The 23,824-nt window shown below is 70.7% G+C and carries 23 protein-coding genes and 1 riboswitch; of the genes, 11 read left to right on the forward strand and 12 right to left on the reverse strand.

The genetic code is table 11. The features are described from left to right. Positions 1–23: 23 nt before the first annotated feature. The 3 genes from ACIA47_RS31160 to ACIA47_RS31170 form a co-directional block, all read right to left on the reverse strand. The gene (locus ACIA47_RS31160) at positions 24–1,535 is read right to left on the reverse strand and encodes a phosphoesterase (protein WP_396711911.1); all 1,512 of its coding nucleotides are present in this window, start codon (positions 1,533–1,535) and stop codon (positions 24–26) included. Between the two features lie 231 nt (positions 1,536–1,766). Continuing rightward, positions 1,767–2,429, reverse strand: a complete 663-nt coding sequence (locus ACIA47_RS31165; RefSeq protein ID WP_238410291.1) for a hypothetical protein — start codon at positions 2,427–2,429, stop codon at positions 1,767–1,769. Between the two features lie 245 nt (positions 2,430–2,674). Then, complete coding sequence (locus ACIA47_RS31170) at positions 2,675–2,818, reverse strand: hypothetical protein (RefSeq protein ID WP_203117224.1); 144 nt, start codon at positions 2,816–2,818, stop codon at positions 2,675–2,677. A gap of 32 nt (positions 2,819–2,850) precedes the next feature. Here ACIA47_RS31170 and ACIA47_RS31175 point away from each other — a divergent pair, with 32 nt between their 5' ends. Beyond that, entirely contained in the window at positions 2,851–3,813 is a 963-nt protein-coding gene (locus ACIA47_RS31175) for a helix-turn-helix transcriptional regulator (RefSeq protein ID WP_203117222.1), read from the forward strand. Between the two features lie 41 nt (positions 3,814–3,854). Here the strand turns inward: ACIA47_RS31175 and ACIA47_RS31180 are convergent, their stop codons facing one another. Then, positions 3,855–5,243, reverse strand: coding sequence for a PLP-dependent aminotransferase family protein (locus tag ACIA47_RS31180; protein WP_396711913.1), 1,389 nt, complete (start codon positions 5,241–5,243; stop codon positions 3,855–3,857). Here ACIA47_RS31180 and ACIA47_RS31185 point away from each other — a divergent pair. Continuing rightward, positions 5,242–6,198, forward strand: coding sequence for a DMT family transporter (locus tag ACIA47_RS31185; protein WP_203117216.1), 957 nt, complete (start codon positions 5,242–5,244; stop codon positions 6,196–6,198). The two genes, ACIA47_RS31180 and ACIA47_RS31185, sit on opposite strands and share 2 nt — an antisense overlap. Here the strand turns inward: ACIA47_RS31185 and ACIA47_RS31190 are convergent. Then, positions 6,195–6,590, reverse strand: coding sequence for a helix-turn-helix domain-containing protein (locus ACIA47_RS31190; RefSeq protein ID WP_203117342.1), 396 nt, complete (start codon positions 6,588–6,590; stop codon positions 6,195–6,197). The genes ACIA47_RS31185 and ACIA47_RS31190 overlap by 4 nt on opposite strands. A 96-nt stretch (positions 6,591–6,686) precedes the next feature. Here ACIA47_RS31190 and ACIA47_RS31195 point away from each other — a divergent pair, with 96 nt between their 5' ends. The 6 genes from ACIA47_RS31195 to ACIA47_RS31220 all read left to right on the forward strand — a co-directional run bounded on the left by ACIA47_RS31195 (position 6,687) and on the right by ACIA47_RS31220 (position 12,859). Beyond that, positions 6,687–7,544 (forward strand): SDR family oxidoreductase, encoded by an 858-nt coding sequence (locus tag ACIA47_RS31195; RefSeq protein WP_203117213.1) that lies wholly within the window; start codon positions 6,687–6,689, stop codon positions 7,542–7,544. 131 nt (positions 7,545–7,675) lie between these two features. Next, entirely contained in the window at positions 7,676–8,188 is a 513-nt protein-coding gene (locus ACIA47_RS31200; protein WP_396711916.1) for a GNAT family N-acetyltransferase, read from the forward strand. Positions 8,189–8,606: 418 nt separating this feature from the next. After that, a complete protein-coding gene (locus tag ACIA47_RS31205) occupies positions 8,607–9,554 on the forward strand; it encodes an ion transporter (RefSeq protein WP_203117207.1) in 948 nt (315 codons plus the stop codon). Between the two features lie 79 nt (positions 9,555–9,633). Then, positions 9,634–10,806: an acyl-CoA dehydrogenase family protein gene (locus ACIA47_RS31210; RefSeq protein ID WP_396711918.1), complete on the forward strand. Its 1,173-nt coding sequence runs from the start codon at positions 9,634–9,636 to the stop codon at positions 10,804–10,806. Then, on the forward strand, positions 10,806–11,651 hold the full coding sequence (locus tag ACIA47_RS31215; protein WP_396711920.1) for a phosphate/phosphite/phosphonate ABC transporter substrate-binding protein: 846 nt from the start codon (positions 10,806–10,808) through the stop codon (positions 11,649–11,651). Before ACIA47_RS31210 ends, ACIA47_RS31215 begins: the two co-directional genes overlap by 1 nt. Further along, positions 11,648–12,859 carry a ferritin-like domain-containing protein gene (locus tag ACIA47_RS31220; RefSeq protein WP_396711922.1) on the forward strand — a complete coding sequence of 404 codons (1,212 nt, stop codon included), beginning with the start codon at positions 11,648–11,650 and terminating at the stop codon, positions 12,857–12,859. The genes ACIA47_RS31215 and ACIA47_RS31220 overlap by 4 nt, the downstream gene beginning before the upstream one ends. A 63-nt stretch (positions 12,860–12,922) precedes the next feature. Here ACIA47_RS31220 and ACIA47_RS31225 read toward each other — a convergent pair whose 3' ends face one another. Both ACIA47_RS31225 and ACIA47_RS31230 read right to left on the reverse strand, forming a co-directional pair. Beyond that, positions 12,923–13,273, reverse strand: coding sequence for a DUF1330 domain-containing protein (locus tag ACIA47_RS31225; protein WP_396711924.1), 351 nt, complete (start codon positions 13,271–13,273; stop codon positions 12,923–12,925). A 123-nt stretch (positions 13,274–13,396) separates the two neighbouring features. Beyond that, complete coding sequence (locus tag ACIA47_RS31230) at positions 13,397–13,987, reverse strand: TetR/AcrR family transcriptional regulator (protein ID WP_203117198.1); 591 nt, start codon at positions 13,985–13,987, stop codon at positions 13,397–13,399. Between the two features lie 119 nt (positions 13,988–14,106). On the opposite strand from ACIA47_RS31230, the gene ACIA47_RS31235 reads away from it, so the two are divergent. Further along, entirely contained in the window at positions 14,107–14,460 is a 354-nt protein-coding gene (locus ACIA47_RS31235) for a TraR/DksA family transcriptional regulator (RefSeq protein WP_396711926.1), read from the forward strand. A 115-nt stretch (positions 14,461–14,575) separates the two neighbouring features. Here the strand turns inward: ACIA47_RS31235 and ACIA47_RS31240 are convergent, their stop codons facing one another. Both ACIA47_RS31240 and ACIA47_RS31245 read right to left on the reverse strand, forming a co-directional pair. After that, entirely contained in the window at positions 14,576–15,571 is a 996-nt protein-coding gene (locus tag ACIA47_RS31240) for a ribonucleotide-diphosphate reductase subunit beta (protein WP_238410309.1), read from the reverse strand. A 59-nt stretch (positions 15,572–15,630) separates the two neighbouring features. Next, complete coding sequence (locus ACIA47_RS31245; protein ID WP_238410308.1) at positions 15,631–17,949, reverse strand: ribonucleoside-diphosphate reductase subunit alpha; 2,319 nt, start codon at positions 17,947–17,949, stop codon at positions 15,631–15,633. 190 nt (positions 17,950–18,139) lie between these two features. Continuing rightward, positions 18,140–18,357, reverse strand: a riboswitch (cobalamin riboswitch). Between the two features lie 429 nt (positions 18,358–18,786). Here ACIA47_RS31245 and ACIA47_RS31250 point away from each other — a divergent pair. Beyond that, positions 18,787–20,184, forward strand: coding sequence for an enolase C-terminal domain-like protein (locus ACIA47_RS31250; protein ID WP_396711928.1), 1,398 nt, complete (start codon positions 18,787–18,789; stop codon positions 20,182–20,184). 7 nt (positions 20,185–20,191) lie between these two features. After that, positions 20,192–20,914, forward strand: coding sequence for a FadR/GntR family transcriptional regulator (locus tag ACIA47_RS31255; protein ID WP_203117170.1), 723 nt, complete (start codon positions 20,192–20,194; stop codon positions 20,912–20,914). Positions 20,915–20,924: 10 nt separating this feature from the next. Here the strand turns inward: ACIA47_RS31255 and ACIA47_RS31260 are convergent, their stop codons facing one another. From ACIA47_RS31260 to ACIA47_RS31270, 3 genes are read right to left on the reverse strand one after another with little or no spacing between them, the layout of a single operon-like run. Further along, positions 20,925–21,944, reverse strand: a complete 1,020-nt coding sequence (locus ACIA47_RS31260) for an aldo/keto reductase (protein WP_396711930.1) — start codon at positions 21,942–21,944, stop codon at positions 20,925–20,927. Further along, positions 21,941–22,759 carry an ATP-binding cassette domain-containing protein gene (locus ACIA47_RS31265; RefSeq protein ID WP_396711932.1) on the reverse strand — a complete coding sequence of 273 codons (819 nt, stop codon included), beginning with the start codon at positions 22,757–22,759 and terminating at the stop codon, positions 21,941–21,943. Before ACIA47_RS31265 ends, ACIA47_RS31260 begins: the two co-directional genes overlap by 4 nt. Continuing rightward, positions 22,759–23,811, reverse strand: coding sequence for an ABC transporter substrate-binding protein (locus ACIA47_RS31270; protein ID WP_203117168.1), 1,053 nt, complete (start codon positions 23,809–23,811; stop codon positions 22,759–22,761). The genes ACIA47_RS31265 and ACIA47_RS31270 overlap by 1 nt, the downstream gene beginning before the upstream one ends. Positions 23,812–23,824 lie beyond the last annotated feature (13 nt).

The raw sequence follows: 23,824 nt of genomic DNA on the forward strand, positions 1-23,824 counted from the left end.
CGCGATGTCGCTACCGCGCTCGGTCAGCGCACGTGCACGAAGACCGGGTTCGAGTAGAACCACAGGTCGTCCCACGGGCTCTCCAGCCCGTCGGCGAGCGGCTCGGCCTCGTCAGTGCTGGTGCCACGCACCCGCGCGTAGGTGTCCGCCTCGACATTGCGCAACGTGTGCCGGATGACGTAGCTGTCACCCTGCCGACGCCAGTCCCGTGGGCCGAACCGGGCTGCCACCTTGGTGGTGGGGTTGGTGTCGGCGTCCAGGCTGGCGCTCGGGCCGGTGATCTGGCCGACGATCAGGTCGACCCGGCGAACCTCGGGCCGGTCGCCGTTCGCGTTCACCCCGCCCAGCGGGCGGAAGGTGATCTCGATCTCGACATCGGTACGGCTACGACGGCTCACCGTGATCGTCTCGCCCACCTCGGCGGTCCTGCCCTGGGACGTGGCGGTGACGTCGAGGCTGCGGATCAGGTCACCGGTGGTGACCCAGATCCGGCCGTTGCGCAGCCCGTCCATGATGTCGCCGTAGTCCTGGCGGGCGTGCACGTACGTCTTGCTGTACTCGCCTGGCCAGAAGTCGGAGCCGCCCCGGGTCCAGTGCACGTGCGAGTCCGAGGTCGCGGTGATCCACCAGCGCCGGCCCTCGCCGAGCAGTGCGTCCCACAGGCCGCCGACCCGGGCGGTCATCTGGTCGAAGCCGCCGTAGGTGGGGTGGTTGCCGTAGCCGCCCCGCCTGCCACCGTTGAGCGGGCCGGCCTGGTGACCGGGAGCGCCCTCGAAGCCGATGTAGACGTCCGGCGCGGCGTTGTTGCCGTTGCGGAACTCGCGCGGGGTGTCCTGGCCGTAGACGCCGAGACCGGGCGCCGAACGGGACGCGTGGTGGGCGATCACCAGTGGCTTGTGCGGCATGCCCCGGGCGACCTTGAGGAACTCCACCATCTTGGCCTCGGTGTCGCGGGCCGGGTCGGTGGGGAACGCGTCGTACTTGGCGAACCGGCTCTCCAGCTCGAAGAGCTGCTTCGCCTCGTCCTCGTGGCGCGGGATCATCAGCGTGTGGTGGTCCAGCGAGGGCGCGTCGAACTCCATGCCCCAGAACTGGAGCACCTCGGGGACCAGCTTGCGGGACCGCAGCAGGTCGGGGTACGCCTGCTCGATGTTCACCTTCGAGTGGGTCGGTCCACCGTGGTCAGTGCACATCGCCCAGGTCAGGCCGAAGTTCTTCGCCATGATGGCGTTGGTGACGATCGGGTAGACCGCGTCCCCGCCCTTGTGGAAGACGATCGGGGACTTCGTGGTGTCGAACTCGCCGCTGTACTCGGAGTGGATGTGGTGGTCGCCCGCACGCCACGCCCGGTTCCTGGAGTTGCCCCGGTCGGTCTTGTCGTCGTCGCCCGGGCGGCGGTCCTCGTCGGCCCATGCCGCGCCGGCCCCGACCAGTGGGCTGGCCGCGGCCAGCGTGGCGCCGACGCCCGCGTACTTGACCAGCTTGCGCCGGGACAGCTGCGCGTGCTCGGTCTCTTCGGGATGCTTGTCTCTCACCTGAGAGCCTCTCCTCGATCAAGCGAATGCTCTTTCGATCAAGGAGCCTCGGAGAAGGCGGTGAACAGCCGCCGTACGCAGCGGGTGCGCACGATGAACACCCTGCCCCGACCTGCGCAACGCGGGTCGGGCAGCAGCGGGTCACCCCGTGCTCGCGCAGTGTCCAGTCGCCACCGGCACCGAGCTGTCCGGGTCAGGGCACCGGACGACCGGTGCCCGTCGACGGCCCGGTCAGATCCGGGCGCGCGGCAGCCAGCCCAGGAATCGGAGCCGGACCCGGGGCAACGGCAACGTGGGCAGGTCCTCAGCGGCGGCGACGAGGCAGGAGCCGAGATAGACCGCGAGGGAGGCGCGCGCTCCACCGAACTCGGCGAGCAGTTGGCTCTGCTTGGTGGCGCAGGGCCACTCGCGGCCGCATCCGGTGCAGGTCCAGCTCGGCGGGTTGGGGAGGTGCTCCGGCAGCTTGGCGCGGCGGTACCGACCGACGACGCTGTTGTCCGAGCGCACGTCACGTCGCCGCGCCGCGGGACTTTCGTTGCGGTGGGCCACCGAACGGGCACCGGGCAGGTAACGCCCGACGGTGCCGAAGAGCACCCCGACGCGGATCAGGGCGTCCGGTCCGACGTGCTGGGTCAACAACGCGGTCATCAGATAGTGCCCCAGCAGGTCGAAGGCGTCACGGTGCAGACCCAGCTCGCGGCAGAGGTCGACGAACTCCGGCGTGGTCAGTGGCACCCGGTCGTCGAGTGCGCGGCGCAGCACCTCACGGAGCCCACGCCCGAGCCTCTCCAGCGCGTCTCCCTCGCCCAGACCCAGGCTGTCCTCGTCCGCCACCCGGGCCAGCGCCTCGGCGACGGCCAGTCGAACGACGCGGTCAGGATCGGTACTGTCCAACGGTTCCCCCTCCGTGGGTCGGCCTCCCGGCAGTGACCCGGTCGTCCTCCAATGAATCATGAACAAGATTTCGCTGTCGCCCACGAGGGTGGCTAGGACAGCAGACGTAGAGCCATGTGGCGCGCTAGCCGGAAAACGAAGTCCAGCTGCCGACACAGCACAGTGATTCGCAGGACGGCGCGTCGGTGATTGTCGTATGGTGACATTCCCATCTACAGATATTGCGGCTCAGACTCGCTGAATGGTCAGACCAGATCCGACGCGCTCAACCGGTCGCTGCCGTCCCGCTCGCGACGTTCCATCCGACCGCACCGCCGGCCAACGATGTGCCGGGTCACCGCCGAGCACGCCGGCACGTCCCGAACCTGCCGTCGGCCCCGTTCCAGCACCCGGCGGCACCTCCACCGGACGGAGACAGCGGATGACGTCATCGCCAGTGCAGACCCACCAGTTCGACAGCCGTGACCCGGCGGCCATCCAGGAATTCCTGTCCGCCACGTACGACCCGAAGCTGCGTATTCAGAACAGGAACGGATACCGGCTCACCCACCACCGCGTCGACACCGGCCACTTCGCCATCGCAACCACGCGCCAGACCGGGCACCTCGAGATCGATGCCAGCACCCTCGGCGGGCTGGTCATCGGCCGTACCCGCACCGCGCACGTCGATCGCTCCTGCGCCGGATCGGCCCACCGGTTCGGCCCCGGCGAGGTCTTCCTCGTCACCAGGCCGGAGGAGCCGTGCACCGTCCAGTGGCGTCCCGGTGAGGTGGAGCTCTGCGTACTGGACCTGTCGGTGCTGGCGCAGGTGGCCACCACCGCGCCGGCCCGCCGGCCCGGTCGGATCGAGTTCACCGAGCTGGGTGCCGCCAGCACTGCCCTCGCCCGGCAGTGGCGCAACACCACCAGCTTCGTCCGCGACGTCGTGTTGAACAGCCCGGCCGACGGGGCACAGTCGCTGGTGATCGGCAACGCCGCCCGGATGCTGGCCGCGGCGGCGCTGGCGGTCTTTCCCAACACCGCGTTCACCGAACCGACCGCCGCGGACCGGAACGACGCCACCACCGCCACGCTGCGACGGGCGATCACGTTTCTGGAGGAGCACGCCGACCGGGACATCAGCGCGGCCGACATCGCCGGCGCCGCCGGCGTCTCCCTCCGGGCGGTGCAGCTCGCCTTCCGCCGTCACCTCGGCACCACCCCGATGGCCTACCTGCGTCGGGTCCGCCTCGTCCGGGCGCACCACGACCTGGTCCGCGCCGACCCGCGCCAGGAGACGGTCTCGGCGATCGCCAGTCGGTGGGGATTCGCCAGCCACAGCAGGTTCACCGCGCGATACCACGCCAGCTTCGGTGTGCCGCCGCGCGAGACGCTGAACACCTGAGACCCGCGCGCAGGACGCCAACCAGTCAGGCGCCGGTGTGTTCAACGGAGGACGCGGGCGAGGCGTCGAACGGCCTCGTCCATGAGCTCGGGTGCGGCTGCCGCGTAGGTGAGGCGTAGGTGCGGGGCCGGGGGTTCGGCCGCGTGCCAGGGCCGGCCCGGGAAGACGGCGACGCCTTCGGCCGCCGCGGCAGCGGCCAGTGCCGCGTCGTCGGTGCCGGCGGCGAGGCGCACCCAGAGGTGCATGCCCCCACGTGGGATCGACTGTGGAGCAAGGCTTGGCAGATGCCGGCGTAGTGCGGTCAGCAACGCGTCGCGGCGTGTCCGGAGGGCCGTGCGCAGTGCCCGGCGATGCCGCGACCACGCCGGAGAGGTGAGGAAGTCGATCGCCGCCTGTTGCAGTGGTCCGGCGACGAAGAAGTCGTCGAGCAGCCGGGCAGCACGCAGTCGCGCCCCGGCCGGGCCACGGGCTCCGATGGCGGCGACGCGCAGCCCGGGAGCGGTCGACTTGGTCAGCGAGCGCAGGTAGATGACATGACCGTCGGGATCATTACTGGCCAGTGGTGGCGGGGCCGGATCGTCGATGGTGAGGTCACGGGCGTAGTCGTCCTCGATCAGGAACGCCCCGGCGTCGCGTACGACCTCGGCGACCTGCGCCCGGCGGTGCTCCGCCAGCGTCGCGCCGTGCGGGTTGGCGTACAGGGGCTGGCAGTAGAAGAGCCGGGCGTCGGTGCGGGCGAACGCGGCGGCGAGTTGGTCGGGCCGTACCCCGTCGGCGTCAGCCGGCACCGGCACCACCCGCAGCCCGGCCGCGCGGGCCGCGGCCAACGCACCCAGGTAGGTCGGCGACTCGACGAGCAGGGCATCGCCGGGCGCGGTGAGCGCCCGCAACGCGGACGACAGGGCGGCCTGCCCACCGGGGCAGATCACCATGTCCTCGGCGTGCAGCCCCGCCCCGGCCTCGCGGGCGAACCAGGCGCGCAGGTCCGCGCGACCCTCGACGGGCCCACGCTGCCAGCTCGCGGGTTGGCGGGCGGCTCGGGTGAGGGCGGCGCCGAGCGCGGCGGCAGGCTGTAGGTCGGCGTGGAGGTAGCCACCGGACAGCGGGATCGTTCCGGCGGGCGTCAGCGCCAACAGCGCCTGCATCTCATCCTGACCGAACCGGCGGGACCCGAGCGCGACGGTCTGCCAGGACAGGTCGGGTACGCCCGGCTCGTCCGGTGGAGTGGCCACAAAGGTGCCTCGGCCGGGTCGTGCCTCGATCAGCCCCTCAGCCGCCAACTGACGGATCGCCTCGGCGACGGTGACCGGCGAGGCCTGATGTCGTGCGGTCAACTCGCGTACCGAGGGCAGCCGGGCACCGGGACCGACGGCGGCCGCGAGACTCCGCAGATCTTGGATAACGCGTTGGGCTGCGTTACCGTTCTCCATGAGGGACAAGAGTAGCGCTACTGCCAGAACCACTGTAACAGCGGATCGGATCTTCGGGCTCGGCCTCGGCGCCCTGGGCGTGCTCGGCTTCAGCCTGTCGCTTCCAGCCACCCGCATCGTCGTGCAGCAGCTCGACCCGTGGTTCGTCGCCTTCGGCCGGGCTGTCGGCGCGGGGCTGCTGGCGTGGGCGTACCTGCGTCTCACCGGCGCACCGCGCCCTACCCGCGGTCAGTGGCAACGGCTGCCGATCGTCGCCCTCGGAGTCATCGTCGGCTTTCCCTTGTTCACCTCGCTGGCGCTTCTCACCCAGACCTCCGCGCACGGCGCGGTCGTCATCGCCGCGCTGCCCGCGATGACGGCCGTGTTCGCGGTGCTGCGGGCCGGCGAACGCCCGCCGCCGCTGTTCTGGATCGTGAGCGCTGGCGGACTGCTGGCGGTGCTCGCCTTTCTCGGCGCCAGCGGCGCGGTAGGCGGGGCCCTCACAGTGCCCGACCTGTTCCTGCTCGCGGCGGTCGTGCTCTGCGGCCTTGGCTACGCCGAGGGCGGCGCGCTCGCCCGCGAGTTGGGCGGCGCTCGCACGATCTGCTGGGCGTTGCTGCTCTCGCTGCCCATCACCGTTCCCGTCACGGCCGTTGCCGCCGCCGCCAGTCCGCCCCGGGCCGACGCTCTCGGCTGGTCGGCGTTCGGCTATCTCACCGGGGTCTCGATGTTCCTGGGCTTCTTCGCCTGGTACGCGGGCCTGGCCCGGGGCGGCATAGCGCAGGTGGGCCAGGTCCAACTCGCCCAGCCGGTGCTGACCCTGGGGTGGTCGGCGCTGCTGCTCGGCGAGGTGGTTTCCCCCATCTCGATCGCGGCGGCGCTGGTGGTGCTGGGATGCGTCGTGGCGACCCAGCGAATCCGCCAGAGCCCCCGGACGGTCGTGGCGCGACGCGAAGTCGGCGCGGGATCGTCCTAGCCCCGGTCGCGCTCGCGGCTGTCGCGGGCGGTCTGCAACTCGGGCACCGAGGCCTCCAGCAGATCGGCGAGGCCACGCAGTTGCTCGGCGACCCGGGCGCCGAGCGGGGTCAGCGAGTATTCGACGCGCGGTGGGATCGCGGTGAGCACCTCGCGGGTGAGCATTCCGTCGCGTTCGAGGGTCTGCAGGGTCTGGGAGAGCATCCGCTCGCTGACCCCGTCGATGCGGCGACGCAGCGCGTTGAACCGGTAGCGGCCCTCGCCGAGCGCCAACAGGGCCAGCGATGCCCACTTCGAGGTGACGTCCTCGAAGGCCGCACGGGAGGTGCAACCCCGCGCGAAGACATCGCTGACGAATTCCTGGGTAGGCCCCGCCCGGTCCTGGGCCGGCATGTCGCTCACCTCACCAGCCTATCTCATGCCGCCTTTCCGTTAGTGCTGTAGATTCGTAAGTGCTTACTGATCTGCCCCTACCCTCCGGAGGTTCCCATGCCCACCTATGCCGTCACCGGCGCCACCGGCCGGCTGGGCCGCCTGGTGATCGAGCAGTTGCTCGACAGCGGCGTACCGGCCGCCGAGATCGCCGCCATCGTCCGCAGCCCGGAGAAGGCCGCCGACCTGGCCGCGCGCGGGGTCGAGATCCGTAAGGCCAGCTACGACGACCCGTCGACGCTGCCCGGCGCCGTGGCCGGCGTACGCCGCCTGCTGCTCATCTCCGGTGACGCTCCCGGTCAGCGCGTCGCGCAGCACACCGCGGTCATCGACGCCGCCAGGCTCGCCGGGGTGGAGCGTCTCGTCTACACCAGCATCCTGAAGGCCGACACCACCGCCAACCCGCTCGCCCCGGAGCACAAGGCCACCGAGGAGGTCCTCGCCGCGTCCGGTCTGACCTACACCGTGCTGCGCAACAGCTGGTACACCGAGAACTACACCGACCAGCTCCCGCAGTACCTGGGGTCCGGCACGATCCTCGGCGCCACCGGCGGCAGCAAGATCTCCGCCGCGACCCGGGCCGACTACGCGGGGGCGGCAGTGGCCACGCTGACCCGGGAGGAGGACGGCAACGCCGTCTACGAACTGGGCGGCACCGCGTTCACCTTCGACGAGCTGGCCGAGGCCGTCACCGAGGTGACCGGCACCGCCGTCGTCCACCAGGACATGTCCGCCGCCGAGCTGGCCTCGGCCCTGGAGAACGTCGGCCTGGACGCGGGCACCGCCGGCTTCGTCGCCGCGCTCGACCACTCGATCGCCAATGGCGAGCTGGCAACCGACAGCGACGACCTCAGCCGGTTGCTCGGCCGGCCGAGCACCCCCCTGCGCGACGCCATCCGGGCCGCGCGGGCCTGACCGGGTTCATCGCCGAAGCGGGCGGCGGGGCACCGGTCGCCGCCGCCCGCCACGCGCTGAAGCCGCACACGTATCCTCGACGGCATGGTGAGGCACGTCGATGAGCAGCTCTCCCGGCCCGTCGGGTCGCCATGTCGGCACGCCGTGCGGTCCGACCTGGACACTCCGGCGTCGGCCCGGTGAGCGGCGGCGACTTCGTCGTCCGCGCCGCCGTGGCGCAGGACGACCCCGAGTTGGTCTTCGACGTGCTGTGGCAACTCGCTCCCGACGACACACGGCCGGACACCGCCCGGCTCGCCACCGCCTGGCGCGACCTGCACGCCCAAGCCGGCCGCCGCCTCCTGCTGGCCGTCGCCGGGGACACCTTCGTGGGCACCCTGGACACCCTCGTCGCCCCCAACCTCACCCATGGCGCGCGACCGTACATGGTGGTGGAGAACGTGGTGGTCGCGCCCGGCTGGCGCCGTCGTGGAGTCGCCCGGGCCCTCATGCTGGCGGCGCTCGACGAGGCGACGGCGGCCGGTTGCTACAAGGTCCAACTTGTGTCGAACGCCGCGCGTACCGACGCCCACCGGTTCTACGCGTCCATCGGGTTCGCGCAGTCCGCTCTCGGTTACCGTCGATATCTCACCACCCCGACGTGACGTCGGGTGCGGGCGCTCCCGCGTCCCGCTTCCGCCGCCGACGAGCCGGCGACGTTCGAAGAACGGCAGACCCCACCGGTACGCCGAGGCGGTCAGCCCGCCTCGGTCGACTCGGCGCAGCTCCCCCACGGCCCGGTCGGTCATCAGGTCCAGCAGGTCGTCGCGGGACGACAGGTAGCGGTAGAGGGATCGGCACCGGTGCCGAGCGCGGCGGCCACGGCGCGCATCGACACCACGGCCAGCCCTTCGGTGTCACGCCGACGCGCAGCTAACGAGTCACGCTGCACGGACGGCGTGGTCGCGCAGCGTCGTTGATCTTGGATAGGCTGGTGGGCATGCCCGCACACCAGCCGCACCGCCACGACGACGGCCGGAGGTGGGCCCCGGCCCCGGCGCGCCTCATCGAGCCGGCCGACTGGTGAGTGACGCACCGGTGCCCGCCCAGCGGGGTGGTCCGTCCACACTGCCGCCGCATCGCTCGGGTTGGACCGACCGTTGCGACCGGCTCGCCCGGTCACGGCCCTTCGAGATCGCCATCGTCGTGGTCATCCTCGCCAACGGCATCGTTCTCGGCCTGGAGACGTACGACGATCTGAGCCCGGCGGGCACCGCGCTGCACGCGCTGGAGCTGTTCTTCCGGGCCGTCTTCGTCGTCGAGATCGCCGTCCGGCTGGCCGCCTACGGCAGGCGCCCACAGGACTTCTTCCGGCACGGCTGGAACGTCTTCGACTTCGTGGTGATCGCGGCGATCTTCATCCCGGGCCTGCACGGCGACCCGGCGCTGCTGCGGGTCGTCCGGGTCGCCCGCATGGTCCGCCTGGTCCGGTTCTCACCGGGTCTGCGGACCATCGTCTCCGCGCTGTGGCGCAGCCTGCCGGGCGTCACCGGGTTCCTCGCCCTGGCCGTGGTGACGCTCTACGTGTACGGCATGGCCGGCTGGCTGATCTTCGGCAACAGGTATCCGGAGGAGTACGGCGACATCGGCCGATCGCTACTGACGTTGTTCGTGCTGTTGTCGCTGGAGACGCTGCCGGACCTCATCGAGCAGGGCATGGCGATCTCACCATGGACGCTGCTCTACTACGTCAGCTACGTGGTCATCACCGTCAACCTGCTGCTCAACATCCTCATCGCGGTCATCGTGAACTCCATGGAGGAGGCCCGCCGGTTGGAGATGACCGAACGACTGGCTCCCGGGTACGACGAGGACGGCGACGGCGTACCGGACGAGGTGGACCGGATCGCGCTCACCCAACGGCTGGACGACCTACGGGCGGTCATCACCGAGTTGGAGCGCGAGCTGCGCATCGACCGGGACGACGGGCACAGCCGACCCCACCGGGACAACGCCCGCGCCAGACGGTGATCCGACGCTCGCGCTGCGTCTACGGGTTCGGATAGTGTCGGCGGCGGTCCCATCGGCCTGCCTTGAGGGGTTCCCGAGCATGACGACCAGTGTCGACAGTGCCCAGACCGCCACCGATCCCACGGACACGCTCGGCACGGTGATCGACGATGTGATCCGCCCGCAGGCGCCGATCGTCGACCGGGACGGGGCCTTCCCCCGTCCGGGTGTCGACGCCCTCGCCGCAGCCGGCCTGCTCGGCCTGGCCTCCTCGACCGAGGTCGGCGGCGCCGGCCACGGCATGCGGACGGTCGCCGAGGTGATCGAGCGGCTGGCCGCCGAGTGCGGGTCCACCGCGATGGTGGTGCTCATGCACTACGCGGCGACCGCCGTCATCGAGGCGCACGGCCCGCACGACGTCCGCGCCGCCATCGCCGCCGGGAATCACCTCACCACGTTGGCGTTCTCCGAGTACGGCTCGCGCAGCCACTTCTGGTCGCCGACCGGCACCGCCACAGCCGCCGACGACGACGACACCGTCCGCCTCGACGCGGGTAAGAGCTGGGTCACCTCGGCCGGTGAGGCCAACAGCTACGTCTGGTCGAGCCTTCCGCTGACCCGCGACGCCGGCCCGATGACGCTGTGGCTGGTGCCGGCCGACAGGGCCGGGCTGAGCGTGACCGGCGACTTCGACGGGCTGGGTCTGCGGGGCAACGGCTCCCGCCCGATGACCGCCGACGGGCTCCGGGTTCCGGCTACGGCGAGGATGGCGGCCGACGGGGCCGGGCTCGACACCGCGCTCGGTGCGGTCCTGCCCTCGTTCCTGGTGCTCAACGCCGCCTTCTGCCTCGGTCTCGCCGACAGCGCGGTGGCCGAGGCGGGCCGACACCTCACCAGGACCACGCTCGCGAACACCGGCGCCGCCCTGCGCGACGCGCCCGTCACCCGACGCGACCTCGCCCGGCTGATGATTCGCACCGATGCGCTGCGCGCCTTCCTGGGCGACACGCTCACCGCACTGGAGACCGGTCGCGACGACGCCATGCTGCGGGTGCTCCAGGTCAAGGCGCTGGCCGGCGAGACCGTCGCCGAGGTGACCGATGGCGCGATGCAGCTCTGCGGCGGCAGCGCCTTCCGCAAGGAGTTGGGCCTTGAGCGCCGTTTCCGGGACGCCCGCGCGGCCCGGGTGATGGCACCGACCACCGACGCGCTGCACGACTTCGTCGGGCGGCTCGTCACCGGGCTGCCGCTGCTCGACGAGGCCAACCGCTGATGCCCGCGCCAACCGTACTGATGGGCGCGGTCGCGTACGACCCGAAGGTGGTGACCATCTGGGAGGGCTTCCGCACCTGGCTGCGCGGGCGGGGCCTGGACTTCGACTTCGTCCTCTACTCCCACTACGAACGACAGGTCGAGGACCTCGTCGCCGGGCGGATCGACGCGGCCTGGAACTCTCCCCTGGCCTGGCTGCGGGCTGAGCGTCTGGCGGCCGCCAACGGCACGGCCGTACGCGCGCTCACCATGCGCGACACCGACCAGGACCTCACCTCGATCGTGGTGGTCCGCGCGGACTCGCCGGTGCGCCAGCTCGCCGGCCTCGCCGGACGGATGGTCGCCGTCGGGGCGGTGGACAGTCCACAGGCGACGCTGATTCCCCTGGGTCACCTCGCGGCGGCCGGGGTCACTGTCGACGTACGCCGCTTCGACGTGGGTGTCGGCCTGCACGGCGACCACATCGGCGGCGAGCGCGACGCGGCCCGCGCCCTGGTGGCCGGGGAGGTCGACGCCGCCTGCATGATCGACGCCAACCACCTGGCGTTCGTCCAGGAGGGCACGTTACCGCCCGAGGGCGCCCGGATCGTGGCGCAGACCGCACGCTACGACCACTGCAACATGACGGTCCGCGCGCCGGAGTCCGACGGGGTCCGGCTCTTCGGCGCGCTGCTGCTCGGCATGTCGTACGCCGATCCGCAGGTGCGTCCGCTGCTCGACCTGGAGGGGCTGACGGCCTGGCGGGAGGGCCGCACCACGGGGTATGACGCCCTCGCCGACGCGGTCGACGCCAGCGGCTTCTACTCCCCCGACGGGCGGGTGACGGCCACGGACTACCGGCCGTGAGCACGGCACCGGTCGCCGAGGTCGACCTGGGTGACCTGGGGTTCGCCCGGGGCGCACACCTGCTCGTGCAGCGCGCCCTGGCCGGGTTGCCGCCCGGCGGCCGGTTGGCGGTCTCCGGGCGCGACCCGGCGCTGCGCGTACACCTGCCCGCGTGGTGTCGTGGCCGGGGTCATCGGGTCGAATGGCCGGATCGGGGCGAGGCGAACGAGCTGGTGGCGGTGGTGGTCCGGGGGTCGACGGATGACGACCGCTGGTTCGGCGCGGAGCGGGCCGGGCCGGCCCTGCCGTCGGCGCTCAGCAGCCGTCCACCCGCGCGGTGGGGTCTCGGCGCCCGGGGTGCGCTCCTCGAAGCCGGTGGTCCGGAGGCGCGGTTCGACCTGGACGACCGCGACCTGGTCTGGGCCGACATCGCCCCCCACCTGTACGCGCAGGCTGCCGCCCGACAGTGGGACCCGCAGGCCGCGGTGCCGTGGAACGACCCGTTCGCCCTGCCGGCCGACGTCGAGGCGGCGGTGGTGCAGGTGATGACCTACCTGGTCGAGAACGAGCAGGCCGCCCTCGTCGTGCCGGCCCGGTTCGTGGGGCGCATCCATCCGCACTTTCGGGAGGTGGTGCAGCTGCTCGCCGTGCAGATGGCCGACGAGGCCCGGCACATGGAGGTCTTCAGCCGACGGGCACTGCTGCGGGGCGCCGAGATGGGCACGTCATCCGCTGGCGGTCGGCAGTCGCTGTTCACCCTCGTCGCGGAGTCGGACTTCGCGTTGGCGTCGTTCCTGCTCTCCGTGCTCGGCGAGGGCAGCTTCGTCGACCTGCTCTCGTTCCTGCACGAGAACGCCCCGGACCCGGTGACCCGCCGGATCTGCTGGCTCGCCATGCAGGACGAGCGCCGGCACGTGGTATTCGGCATGGCACACCTGGAACATCAGGCGCAGCTGGATCCGCTGCTGCGGGACCGACTGCGGGCGGCCATCCACCGCCGCCACGACGCGCTGGCCGACACGGCGGGCCTCAACGCGGACGTCTTCGACGCGCTGGTGCTGCTCGCGGCGGGTGGTTGGCATCCGGACGACGTGTCCGCCGGCTTCGACCGGGTGCAGGCTCTGCAACACGCGATGGATCAGGGCCGTCAGCGCCGCCTGGTCCGCCTGGGTTTCCGGCCCGACGAGGCGGCGGCGCTCTCCGCCCTGCACACCCGCAACTTCATGTAGCCGATCCCCGCGCACGGCGCGGCGTGCGCGGGGATCGCGGTGCGGCAGGTCAGCGAGGGCTGGTCACTGGCCGAGCAGGGTCCGGATCTGACGCGCGTAGCCGGCCACCGTGAAGTCCGGGCCGACCGAGTCCACCAGGACCAGGTCGTTGATGGTGTGATCGACGCGTAGCGCCAGGATCGCCTGGTACTCGGTCGAGTTGTACCAGGTCATGGCGGTCTCCGCGTCCGGGAACTCGATCAGCACGACCGAACCGGGCCAGCTGCCCTCGAGGACCTGCACCTGGGCATCCAGGACGAGCCACTTGGCGCCGTACGCCTCGGTGGTGGCCTGCACCTGCTCCAGGTAACGCAGGGACTCCTCGGTCGGCACTCCGCCCGGGATACGCAGGTGATTGATCAGGTACGTGCTCATGTCTCACTCCTCAATGCAGGTGCTGCTATCCCGGCCGAGGGCGTACGACCGGTCGTCTTGGATTGGCTACGCGCCGCGTCGGATGGCACGACACGGACTGTTACCGAGGGGATCGGACGCGGATCAGGTGAGGATCCGGGTCGTGGTGATCGTGAAGAACTCCCGGAGGGCGGCTGGGTCACCGGATGCCTTCGCCCGCGCTGCCGCGCCCTCGTAGCTGGAGACGACGAAGCCGGCGAGATCAGTGGCGGGTTCGTCGCCGTGCAGTTCACCAGCAGCCCGCGCTTGCTCGATCGCCGTGGCGAGGGCGGCGACCCAGCGGCCGAAGCCGGCGTCGACGGCGTTGCGCAGGACATCGCTGTGCGCCGGGATCTCGGTGGCGAAGTTGCCGAGCAGGCATCCGCGATCACCCATGGTGTCGCCGAGGCCCGTGATGTATCCCAGATGACCGGTGATCCGCTCAAGCGGGGTGCCGCCCTGCTTCTCGTCGAGCATCTCCAGCCCCATCGCCGCGGAGTATCTCGCCACCGAGTCGAGGGCGAGGTCCTCTTTGCTGGCGAAGTGGTTGTAGAAGGTGCCCTTCGGCGCCCCGGCAGCGGCGACGATGTCCTGGACGCTCGTCCCGTTGTAGCCCCGCAGGTGGAACAGGTCCAACGCCGCGTCGGACAACCGTTGCCGGGTCCCGGCGGAGGCCGGCGACTTCGTTCGTGGCATCTCGTGGCACTCCTCTCGCCCGGGGGTTGCGGCTGACTGGCAGACACCACGATATGACCAGTCGTCTCGGAATGCCAGTGATGTGACCGCCGTCATCCCCCAGGTACTGTGGAACGGCCATGAACAGGGATTCCAGCGCCGTCCGCGAAGAGTTGCTGCGACTGCGCGAGCAGACCGAAATCCAGGCCACCGCCCTGGACGGCGACCTCCAGAGCCTTTTCGAGGCGTCCCGGTCGTCCAACGCCGATGACGAGCACGACCCTGAGGGCAGCACGATCGCCTTCGAACGCGCGCAGCTCACCGCCGTCCTGGACGCCACCCGCCGACGCCTGGCCGAGCTGGACGTCGCGCTGCGACGGGTCGACGACGGCAGCTACGGCGTGTGCGAGCGGTGCGCCCGGCCGATTCCCGCCGAGCGGCTCGTCGCCCGCCCGTCCGCGCGTACCTGCGTGGCCTGCGCCAGCCGACGGTGACGGCGCCCGCCGACCGCGAGGGCGGCGGGCACCGTCGTACCGGTGGTCAGCTGGCGCAACAGCCCCGCGCGGGCGCGCCGGTGACGAGGCTGATCGGCGCGTCGTGTGCCCAGGGCTAGAAGTCGTCATCGAAGGCGACGGCGCCGGTCACCCCGACCTGGTACGCCGACACCCGCCGCTCGAAGAAGTTGGACAGCTCCTGGACGTCCTGCAACTCCATGAAGCCGAACGGGTTGCTCGACCCGTAGTGCGGGGCGATGCCGAGCTGGGCGAGGCGGCGGTCGGCGACGTGCTGGAGGTACTCCCGCATGTCGGTCAACGTCAGACCGGGCACACCATGGCCCAACAGGTCCTCGGCGAACTGCACCTCACACTCGACCGCCTCGGTGAGCATCCGGCGAACCTGGTCGGCGAGGTCGTCGTCGAACAGGTCCGGCTCCTCGGCGCGGACGGTGTCGACGACGTCGAACGCGAACGCCATGTGCATGGACTCGTCGCGGAACACCCAGTTGGTGCCCGAGGCGAGGCCGTGCAGCAGGCCGCGGGAGCGCAGGAAGTAGACGTACGCGAACGCGCCGTAGAAGAACAACCCCTCGATGCAGGCGGCGAAGCAGATCAGGTTGAGCAGGAACGTCCGCCGGTCCTCGCGGGACCGCAGCTCCCGCAGGTCGTTGAGGGAGTCGATCCAGCGGAAGCAGAACTCGGCCTTGCGACGGATCGAGGGGATGTTCTCGATGGCGGCGAAGGCCTCGAAGCGCTCGGTCTCGTCGGGCACGTACGTGTCGAGCAGGTTGAGATAGAACTGGACGTGCACGGCCTCCTCGAACAGCTGCCGGGACAGGTAGAGGCGGCCCTCCGGGCTGTTGACGTGCTGGTAGAGGTTGAGCACCAGGTTGTTGGCGACGATCGTGTCGCCGGTGGCGAAGAACGCCACGAGGCGGCTGACCAGGTGCCGTTCGGCCGGCGACAGCTTGTCCAGGTCGGCGAGGTCGGCGTGCAGGTCGACCTCCTCGACCGTCCAGGTGTTGCGGATCGCGTCGCGGAACCGGTCGAAGAAGTGCGGGTAGCGCATCGGGCGGAGAGTCAGGTCCATCCCGGGGTCGAGCAGCATGTGCGTGGTCCTCGTGTCGGTGGTGCTGGCGTCGGTGGTGGTGGCGCTGTCGACGGACGTCACTGGCAGGCCTCGCACGACTCGGGGTTCTCCAGCGAGCAGGCCAGGGCCTCCGCGTCGACGACGACGGGTGCGACAGCGCTGACGGTGGCCTGCTGGATCCGCGTCGCGGGGCGCGAGCGCAGGTAGTAGGTGGTCTTCAGCCCGGCCTTCCAGGCGTACAGGTACATCGAGGAGAGCTTGCCGATGGTCGGCGCGGCCAGGAACAGGTTCAGCGACTGGGACTGGTCGATGAACGGGGCGCGGGCGGCGGCCAGGTCGATCAGCGCCCGCTGCGGCAGCTCCCACGCGGTGCGGAACAGCTCCCGTACGCCGGCCGGCAGCTCGGCGATGTCCTGCACCGACCCCTCCGCCCGCCTGATCGCCGACCGGATCCGCTCGGTCCACAGACCGCGGGCCTTCAGCTCGCGTACCAGAGCGGTGTTGACCTGGAGGAACTCCCCCGACAGGGTCTCGCGCTTGAACAGGTTGGACACCTGCGGCTCAATGCACTCGTAGCACCCGGCGATCGAGGCGATGGTCGCTGTCGGCGCGACCGCCACCAGCAACGAGTTGCGCAGCCCGTACGCCTCGACCCGCCCGCGCAGCGCGTCCCACCGCGCGGTCTGCGTACCCTCGACTCCCCACAGGTCGGGCTGGAGCTGGCCCCGCGCGGCCCGGGTCTGCGGGTACGCCGGATGCGCGCCGAAGTCGCGCGCCAGGTCGGTGGAAGTCTCCAGCGCGGTCAGGTACAGCTCCTCGCTGACCCGGGTGGACAGCTCCCGTGCGGCCGGCGAGTCGAACGGCAGCCGCAGCGCGAAGAAGACGTCCTGGAGGCCCATCAGCCCGAGCCCGACCGGCCGCCAGCGGGGGTTGCTCGCCGCCGCCTGCGCGGTCGGGTAGTAGTTGATGTCGATGACCCGGTCGAGGAAGGTCACAGCGGTCCGCACCGTGGCGCGCAGTCGCTCCCAGTCGATGCCGCCGTCGGTGAGGTGGGCGGCGAGGTTCACCGAGCCGAGGTTGCACACGGCGGTCTCGGTGTCACTGGACACCTCGACGATCTCGGTGCAGAGGTTCGACAGGTGCACCACGTTGCCCGGCTCGGCGGTCTGGTTGCACAGCCGGTTCGACGCGTCCTTGAAGGTCATCCACCCGTTGCCGGTCTGGGCCAGGGTGCGCATCATCTTCCCGTACAGCTCCCGTGCCGGGACCTGCCGCACGTAGCGACCCTGCGCCTCGGCCTCCCGGTACGCGGCGTCGAACCGCTCCCCCCACAGGTCGGGCAGCTCGGGCACCTCGTGCGGGTCGAACAGCGACCACAGCTCGTCGGCCTCGACCCGGCGCATGAACTCGTCCGGGATCCAGTTGGCCAGGTTGAGGTTGTGGGTGCGCCGGGCGTCCTCGCCGGTGTTGTCCCGCAGTTGCAGGAACTCCTCGATGTCCGGGTGCCACGGCTCCAGGTAGACGCAGGCCGCGCCCTTGCGCCGGCCACCCTGGTTCACCGCGGCGACGCTCGCGTCCAGCGTGCGCAGCCACGGCACGATCCCGTTGGACTGCCCGTTCGTGCCCCGGATCAGCGCGCCCCGGGAGCGGACCCGGGAGTACGCGATGCCGATGCCACCGGCGAACTTGGACAGGTTGGCGACCTGGGCGTACCGCTGGTAGATCGAGTCCAGCTCGTCGAGCGGGGAGTCGACCAGGTAGCAGGAGGACATCTGGGTGTGCCGGGTCCCGGAGTTGAACAAGGTCGGTGAGCTGGGCAGGTAGGCCAGGCTGGACATCAGCCGGTAGAAGTCGACCGCCTCGTCGGCCGTCCGGGACAGGCCGCAGGCCACCCGCAGCAGCCAGTACTGCGGGGTCTCCAGCACCAGTCGGCTGGTGGGGTGGCGCAGCAGGTAGCGGTCGTACACGGTGCGCAGGCCGAAGTACTCGAACCGGCGGTCGCCGTCCGGGTCGATGGCGTGGTCGAGCGTCGCGGCGTGCGCGGCGACGAACGCGGCGGTGTCGTCACCGATCAGGCCCTCGGCGTGGCCGACCCGGATCGCCGCGCTGAACGAGGTGATGCCCTGTCGACGCGCCTCCTTGTCGACGTAGCCGGCCAGCAGCCGCGCGGCGAGGCGCGAGTACTGCGGCTCCTCACCGATCATCTCGGCGGCGGTCTGGATGGACAGCCGGTCCAGCTCGGCTGTGGTCGCGCCGTCGTAGAGGCCGCTGATGGTGCGGGTGGCCACCCGCATCGGGTCGACGTCGGTCAGGTCGTCGGCCCATCGCTCGACCGCTCGGACGATCTTGTTCACGTCCACGGGTTCGGTGCCGCCGTCGCGCTTGCGGACCTGCATCGGCGTGCGCCGCACTGTCGCGTCGCCGCTGGCCGGGACTACCTCGGTGACTGTCACCACTCGCTCCTCGGAGTTCGAGACCTGGTGGCCCGGACGCGAGGAGGCAGACACCGACGGACGCCACGCCAGCCCGGCGTGGGTCAGGGGGCGTCAGCCGTCCCACGCGGCTTCGGACCGCCGCCCACCCGGTGCGGGTACGCGGCGCGCTGGCAGGTCTTCGGACTCGCGGGCACGACCGGATTCGCCGGTCTCCTACTGGCCGTCGCTTCCCAGGCCGGTTGGTGGCCCAGTGCTGTTGACGGCGGTCGTTCCCACTCACCGCTGCGGGACAGTCCCGGATTTCCACCGGGTTCCCTGTTGCCTCGACCGCGCCGGATGAGCGGCCGAACCAGCTGCGCTCGACACCATATATAGGGACGCAGCCGTTGTCACACCCCACATGTCGTTCTCGGGCGTGTCGGCGCCGACTCGGTGACCACCGTCACCACCCCGGCCGGCCATGCCACGCCGATCGACGCCGGGCACCGGAGACGGGCACTCCGCGCCGGTGTCGACAGTCGACAGAGATTTGACGTATCGAGGCCAGGGTGGCGCAAGCCGTACTCATGCGTCGCCGCCAATGCGCCGTGGTGGGATGGAACGTCCAATCTCCACGGACCGCCACTCCCGTCACCTTCGCCCACCAACCGGCCCGATGGGCGGCAAGGCGGATCAACGCGGCGGGCAAACATCATATGTCTGCGGGCCTGCGATGATCGACATCGTTGACGTGCCGGAGCGGCCCTCCGTATACTCCCAGTGATCATCTGATCTTTAGCCTAGCCGGGCGAGGAGCGCATGCCGCAGATCACCGCCGTCACCGTCGAAGACGTCCGCTTCCCCACCTCCCTGACCGCTGACGGGTCAGACGCCATGAACAAGGACGGCGACTACTCGGCGGCCTACGTCGTCCTGCACACCGACGGCGTCGACGGCGTGGGCGCGCCACTCGCGGGGCACGGCCTGACCTTCACCATCGGCCGAGGCAACGACATCGTCGCGGCGGCGGCGGTCCACCAGGCACAGCGCCTCGTGGGCCTGGACGTGGCGACGATGGCAGCGGACATGGGCGCGGTCTACCGCCTCCTCACCTCCGACTCGCAACTGCGCTGGCTCGGTCCGGAGAAGGGCGTCGTCCACCTCTCCCTGGCGGCCGTGCTGAACGCGTCGTGGGACCTGGTCGCCCGGGTCGCCGACAAGCCGCTGTGGCGGCTGCTCGTCGACATGTCCCCCGAGCAACTCGTCGACATCGCGGACCTGCGCTACCTGTCCGACGCGCTGACCCGGGACGAGGCACTCACCATCCTGCGGGCCAAGGAGGGCACGAAGGCCGCCCGCCTCGCCGAGCTCGACCGGACCGGCTACCCCGCCTACACCACCTCAGCGGGTTGGCTCGGCTACGGCGACGACAAGCTGCGCCGGCTCTGTCAGGAGGCGGTGGACACCGGCTACGGCTACGTCAAGCTCAAGGTGGGTGCCAACCTCGACGACGACATTCGCCGGTGCGCGATCGCGCGGGAGATCCTCGGGCCGGATCGCAACCTCATGATCGACGCCAACCAGGTGTGGGACGTCGGCCAGGCCATCGAGTGGGTCACCGCCCTCGCCCAGTTCAAGCCACTGTGGATCGAGGAGCCGACCAGCCCCGACGACATCCTGGGCCACGCGGCCGTCCGTCGCGCCGTCGCACCGATCGGCGTCGCCACCGGCGAACACTGCCACAACCGGGTGATGTTCAAGCAGCTGTTCCAAGCCGAGGCCATCGACTTCTGCCAGCTCGACACCGGCCGGTTGGCCAGCATCAACGAGATCGTCGCCGTGCTGCTGCTCGCCGCGAAGTTCAACGTCCCGGTGTGCCCGCACGCCGGCGGTGTGGGGCTGTGCGAGATGGTCCAACACGTGTCGGTGCTCGACTACGTCGCGATCTCGGGGGACCTCACCAACCGGGTCACCGAGTTCGTCGACCACCTGCACGAGCACTTCACCGATCCCTGCATCATCCGGGACACCGGCTCCGGCAGCGGATACGTCCTGCCCAGCCAGCCCGGCTACTCCACCCGGATGCGTCACGAGTCGGTCGCGCTCTACCGGTTCCCCGACGGCCACTACTGGGCGGCGACAGACCCGACTACCGTGTCATCTCCGGAGTCGGCGTACGTGATCGCGGGTGGGAAGGCCACCCCCGCCGGCCGCTAGGGGAATCATGTCTCGCACTGACGAAGTGGTCAACGGCATCAAGCGGATGATCCTCGAAGGGCAGTTCAGGCCCGGGGACCGGTTGCCCATCGAGAAGGACCTCGCCGAGCAGCTCGGTGTCTCGCGGGGGTCCCTGCGCGAGGGGATGTCGGCGCTGTCGATCCTCGGCATCGTCAACATCCGCCAGGGCGACGGCACCTACGTCACCAACCTCGACGCGCCACAACTGCTGGCCCCGATGGGTTTCGTGGTGGATTTCCAGGGCCAGGGCGACCCGCGGCACATCCACACCGTTCGCCGTCTGCTGGAGTGCGAGGCCGCCTGCCTGGCGGCGACCAGGATCACCGACGAGGCCCTGTCCCAGGCGGGTGACCTGCTCGACGAGGCGGCCCGGTTGATCGGCCAGTCACCGCCGGACCACGAGCGGATCATGGAGATCGACATCGCCTTCCACCGGATCATCGCGGTGCACGCCGAGAATCCGGTGCTCGTCGGCCTGATCGAAGCCTTCGCCGGGCGCACCATCCGTGGCCGGCTCTGGCGGAGTCTGCACGAGGAGGGCGCGGACCTGCGGACCCATGACGAACACGTGGCGATCCTGAAGGCCCTCGTGGCACGCGACCCGGAGCGGGCGCGCACCCGGATGGCCAACCACCTGATCGGCGTGGAGGAGTCGTTGCAGGGGTTACCCGACGACGCCGACACCAGCATCGAGACGGCCCGGTCGTGACTGTCGACCCTCACGGCTGCACGTCGAGCAGCCCCTCGTCGTACAACGCCGCCCAGAGCTGATCCGGGACGTCGACACCAGATCGACGCAGGGTCTCGGTCACCTGGGCCTCGTCACGCATGCCGACCACTGTCGAGACCACGGCCGGGTGACGACGGACGAACGCCAATGCCGCCTGGGGCAGCGTGACGCCGTACATCTGACAGACCCGCGCTACCCGGCGGGCCTGGTCGATCACCTCGACCGGCGCCTGCCGGTAGTCGTAGACGGCGTCGGTCGCCGGCACGTCCCGGGCCAGCAACCCGGAGTTGTACACCCCGGCGACCACCACACCGACGCGGCGGGCCTGCGCGACGGGCAGCAGGTCGGTCAACGCGCCCTGCTCCAGCAGGGTGTACCGACCGGCGCACATCACCACGTCCACGTCGGTCTCCGCCACGAAGCGGGCCAGCATCGCGGACTGGTTCATCCCCGCGCCGACGGCGCCGATCACGCCCTGCTCCCGCAGCTGAACCAACGCCGGGATCGCCTCGTGCGCGGCCTGCTCCCAATGCTCGTCCGGATCGTGCAGATACACCACGTCGATCCGGTCCAGGCCGGTGCGCCGAAGGCTGGCCTCCAGCGAACGGTGTACGCCGTCGCGGCTGAAGTCCCAGACCCGGCGATGATCGGCGGGAACGTCGAACCCCTCCGGATCCCGCCGGTGCGCCGTCTCCGGCGACGGCACGAGCAGTCGGCCGACCTTCGTCGACACCACGTACTCGCCGCGCGGGCGGGAGCGCAGGGCGGCGCCCAGGCGCCGTTCGGACAGGCCCAGCCCGTAGTGCGGTGCCGTGTCGAAATATCGGATGCCGCCTGCCCAGGCAGTGTCCACCGCGGCGGCGAACTGCTCGTCCGACGTCGGCCGGTAGAGATTGCCGCCCTGGGAGGCGCCGAAGCCCAGTGGACTCAGCCGCAGCGGTGGACCGACGCCGCCCCGGGTCGCCGGACCGGCGGGATCACGCGCGCCCCGCTGGACGACAGCCGTCACCGCTCGTCCCGATCCACGCTGGTGCTGCCGGTCATCGCCGCGACCAGATCGTCGGTGGTGACCTCGTCGGCGCGGAGTTGGGCAGCGCGCCGACCGAGGCGCAGGACCTCGACCCGGTCTGCGATCTCGAGCACCTGCGGCATGTTGTGGCTCACCAGCACCACCGACATGCCGGCGTCACGGGCACGCCGAACGACGTCGAGCACCCGCCCGGTCTGGACCACACCCAGGGCCGCGGTGGGCTCGTCGAGGATGACCACGTTTGTCGCCCAGATGATGGCCCGGGCCACCGCCACGCACTGCCGCTGCCCACCGGAGAGCATCGCGATCGGGGTGGTGACCCGGGGGATCCGTACGCCGAGTTCGTCGAGGGCTGCGGCGGCGCCGTGGCGCATGGCGCGCTTGTCCAGCAGCCCGAGCCGGCCGAGTGGTCCGGAGCGCAGGATCTCCCGGCCGAGATACAGGTTGGCGGCCACGCTGAGGTCGTCGGCGACGGCGAGGTCCTGGTAGACCGTCTCCACCCCCGCCCGTCGGGCATCGACCGGAGTGGAGAACTGGACCGGGCGGCCGCCGACCCGGATCTCGCCTTCGTCAGGTGGGTGCACACCGGACAGGGTCTTGATCAGGGTGCTCTTGCCGGCGCCGTTGTCACCGATCAGCGCGACGACCTCACCTCGGCGGACCGTGAAGTCGGCGCCACGCAACGCCTCGACGTGCCCGAACCGCTTGACGATGCCGCGGGCTTCGAGGACCGGCGGTTCCGCGTCGGTGGGTTGCTGACCGCTGTCCGCGGTGGCCGTGGGAATCGCGCCCATCACTGCACCGGCGGGTTGGCGCAGCTGGGCTCGAGCACCGCCTTGATCTCCGCCGAGTCGATGTTCTCCTTGGTGACGAACGTGACGCCGGTGTCGGCCGACGCCAGCGGCGCCTTGTCCCGAAGGTGCTTGACCATCTTGTCGACGCCGAAGTAGCCCATCTTGAACGGGTTCTGCACGACCAGCGCCGAGATCTGGCCGTTGCGCACCCCGGCGATCTCGTCCGGGGCCGCGTCCCAGCCGATGATGACCACCTTGCCGGACTTGCCGGCCGCCTGGATGGCCTGCGCGGCGCCGAGCACGCTCGGCTCGTTGGCCGCGAAGACGCCGGCGAGCTTGGGGTTGGCGGTGAGGATGTTCTCGGTGACCCGTCGGGCCTCGTTGACGTCACTGCGGCTCGGCTGCTGGCCGACCAGCTTCAGGTTGGGGTACTGGGCGAGGCCGGCCTTGAAGCCGTCGACCCGCTCGGTGTTTGTCTGCGAACCGGGCTGGAACTCGACGAGCGCCACCTCGTGGTTGCCGGGGCCGAGTTCGGTGGCGAGCAGCTTCGCCGCCTCGGTCGCCGACGCGCGGTTGTCGGTGGCGAAGAGGGGCACGTTCGACGGCTGCGGGCTGGTGCCGGAGTCGATCATGGCGACCGGGATGTTGGCGCTGAGCGCCTTGTCGGTCGCCGGTGCCAGCGCGCTGGAGTCGGTCGCCGCGTAGACGATGCCGTCGACCTTCTTGGTGACGAAGTTCTGGATCAGGTTGACCTGGCCCTCGACGTCGGTCTCGGTGGTCACCCCGTCCCACTGGACGGTGACGTCCCCAGCGCGCTGCGCGGCGCACTCCGCGCCCGCCTTGACCGTGTTCCAGTAGTCGGCCCCGACCGCCTTGGGTACGACGGCGAGCTTCAACGGGCCGCTCGCGTCAGTGGTCGCGCCGTCGCCGCCGTCACGGACCTCGACCCCGCCGCAGGCGCTGAGCAGGGCGGTCGCCGCGACCGCGGCCACGATCGCCTGCATGCGCAGGAGTCGTCCTCGCGTCCGCCGGCTGGTGGTGGTGTGTGCCATGGTGTGTGTCCTT

Origin of the sequence: Micromonospora sp. NPDC051227 (genome assembly GCF_044455385.1) — a bacterium.
In the GTDB taxonomy this organism is placed as follows: domain Bacteria; phylum Actinomycetota; class Actinomycetes; order Mycobacteriales; family Micromonosporaceae; genus Micromonospora.

Bases quoted from the DNA above. Each gene is read 5' to 3' on its own strand.
- ACIA47_RS31200 (WP_396711916.1), top strand. From the start codon at position 7,676: ATGTCGGCACGCCGTGCGGTCCGACCTGGACACTCCGGCGTCGGCCCG.
- ACIA47_RS31230 (WP_203117198.1), bottom strand. From the start codon at position 13,987: ATGCCACGAACGAAGTCGCCGGCCTCCGCCGGGACCCGGCAACGGTTG.
- ACIA47_RS31245 (WP_238410308.1), bottom strand. From the start codon at position 17,949: ATGCAGGTCCGCAAGCGCGACGGCGGCACCGAACCCGTGGACGTGAAC.
- ACIA47_RS31175 (WP_203117222.1), top strand. From the start codon at position 2,851: ATGACGTCATCGCCAGTGCAGACCCACCAGTTCGACAGCCGTGACCCG.
- ACIA47_RS31235 (WP_396711926.1), top strand. From the start codon at position 14,107: ATGAACAGGGATTCCAGCGCCGTCCGCGAAGAGTTGCTGCGACTGCGC.
- ACIA47_RS31210 (WP_396711918.1), top strand. From the start codon at position 9,634: ATGACGACCAGTGTCGACAGTGCCCAGACCGCCACCGATCCCACGGAC.
- ACIA47_RS31215 (WP_396711920.1), top strand. From the start codon at position 10,806: ATGCCCGCGCCAACCGTACTGATGGGCGCGGTCGCGTACGACCCGAAG.
- ACIA47_RS31270 (WP_203117168.1), bottom strand. From the start codon at position 23,811: ATGGCACACACCACCACCAGCCGGCGGACGCGAGGACGACTCCTGCGC.
- ACIA47_RS31255 (WP_203117170.1), top strand. From the start codon at position 20,192: ATGTCTCGCACTGACGAAGTGGTCAACGGCATCAAGCGGATGATCCTC.
- ACIA47_RS31185 (WP_203117216.1), top strand. From the start codon at position 5,242: ATGAGGGACAAGAGTAGCGCTACTGCCAGAACCACTGTAACAGCGGAT.
- ACIA47_RS31180 (WP_396711913.1), bottom strand. From the start codon at position 5,243: ATGGAGAACGGTAACGCAGCCCAACGCGTTATCCAAGATCTGCGGAGT.
- ACIA47_RS31250 (WP_396711928.1), top strand. From the start codon at position 18,787: ATGCCGCAGATCACCGCCGTCACCGTCGAAGACGTCCGCTTCCCCACC.
- ACIA47_RS31240 (WP_238410309.1), bottom strand. From the start codon at position 15,571: ATGCTGCTCGACCCCGGGATGGACCTGACTCTCCGCCCGATGCGCTAC.
- ACIA47_RS31265 (WP_396711932.1), bottom strand. From the start codon at position 22,759: ATGGGCGCGATTCCCACGGCCACCGCGGACAGCGGTCAGCAACCCACC.
- ACIA47_RS31195 (WP_203117213.1), top strand. From the start codon at position 6,687: ATGCCCACCTATGCCGTCACCGGCGCCACCGGCCGGCTGGGCCGCCTG.
- ACIA47_RS31190 (WP_203117342.1), bottom strand. From the start codon at position 6,590: ATGCCGGCCCAGGACCGGGCGGGGCCTACCCAGGAATTCGTCAGCGAT.
- ACIA47_RS31225 (WP_396711924.1), bottom strand. From the start codon at position 13,273: ATGAGCACGTACCTGATCAATCACCTGCGTATCCCGGGCGGAGTGCCG.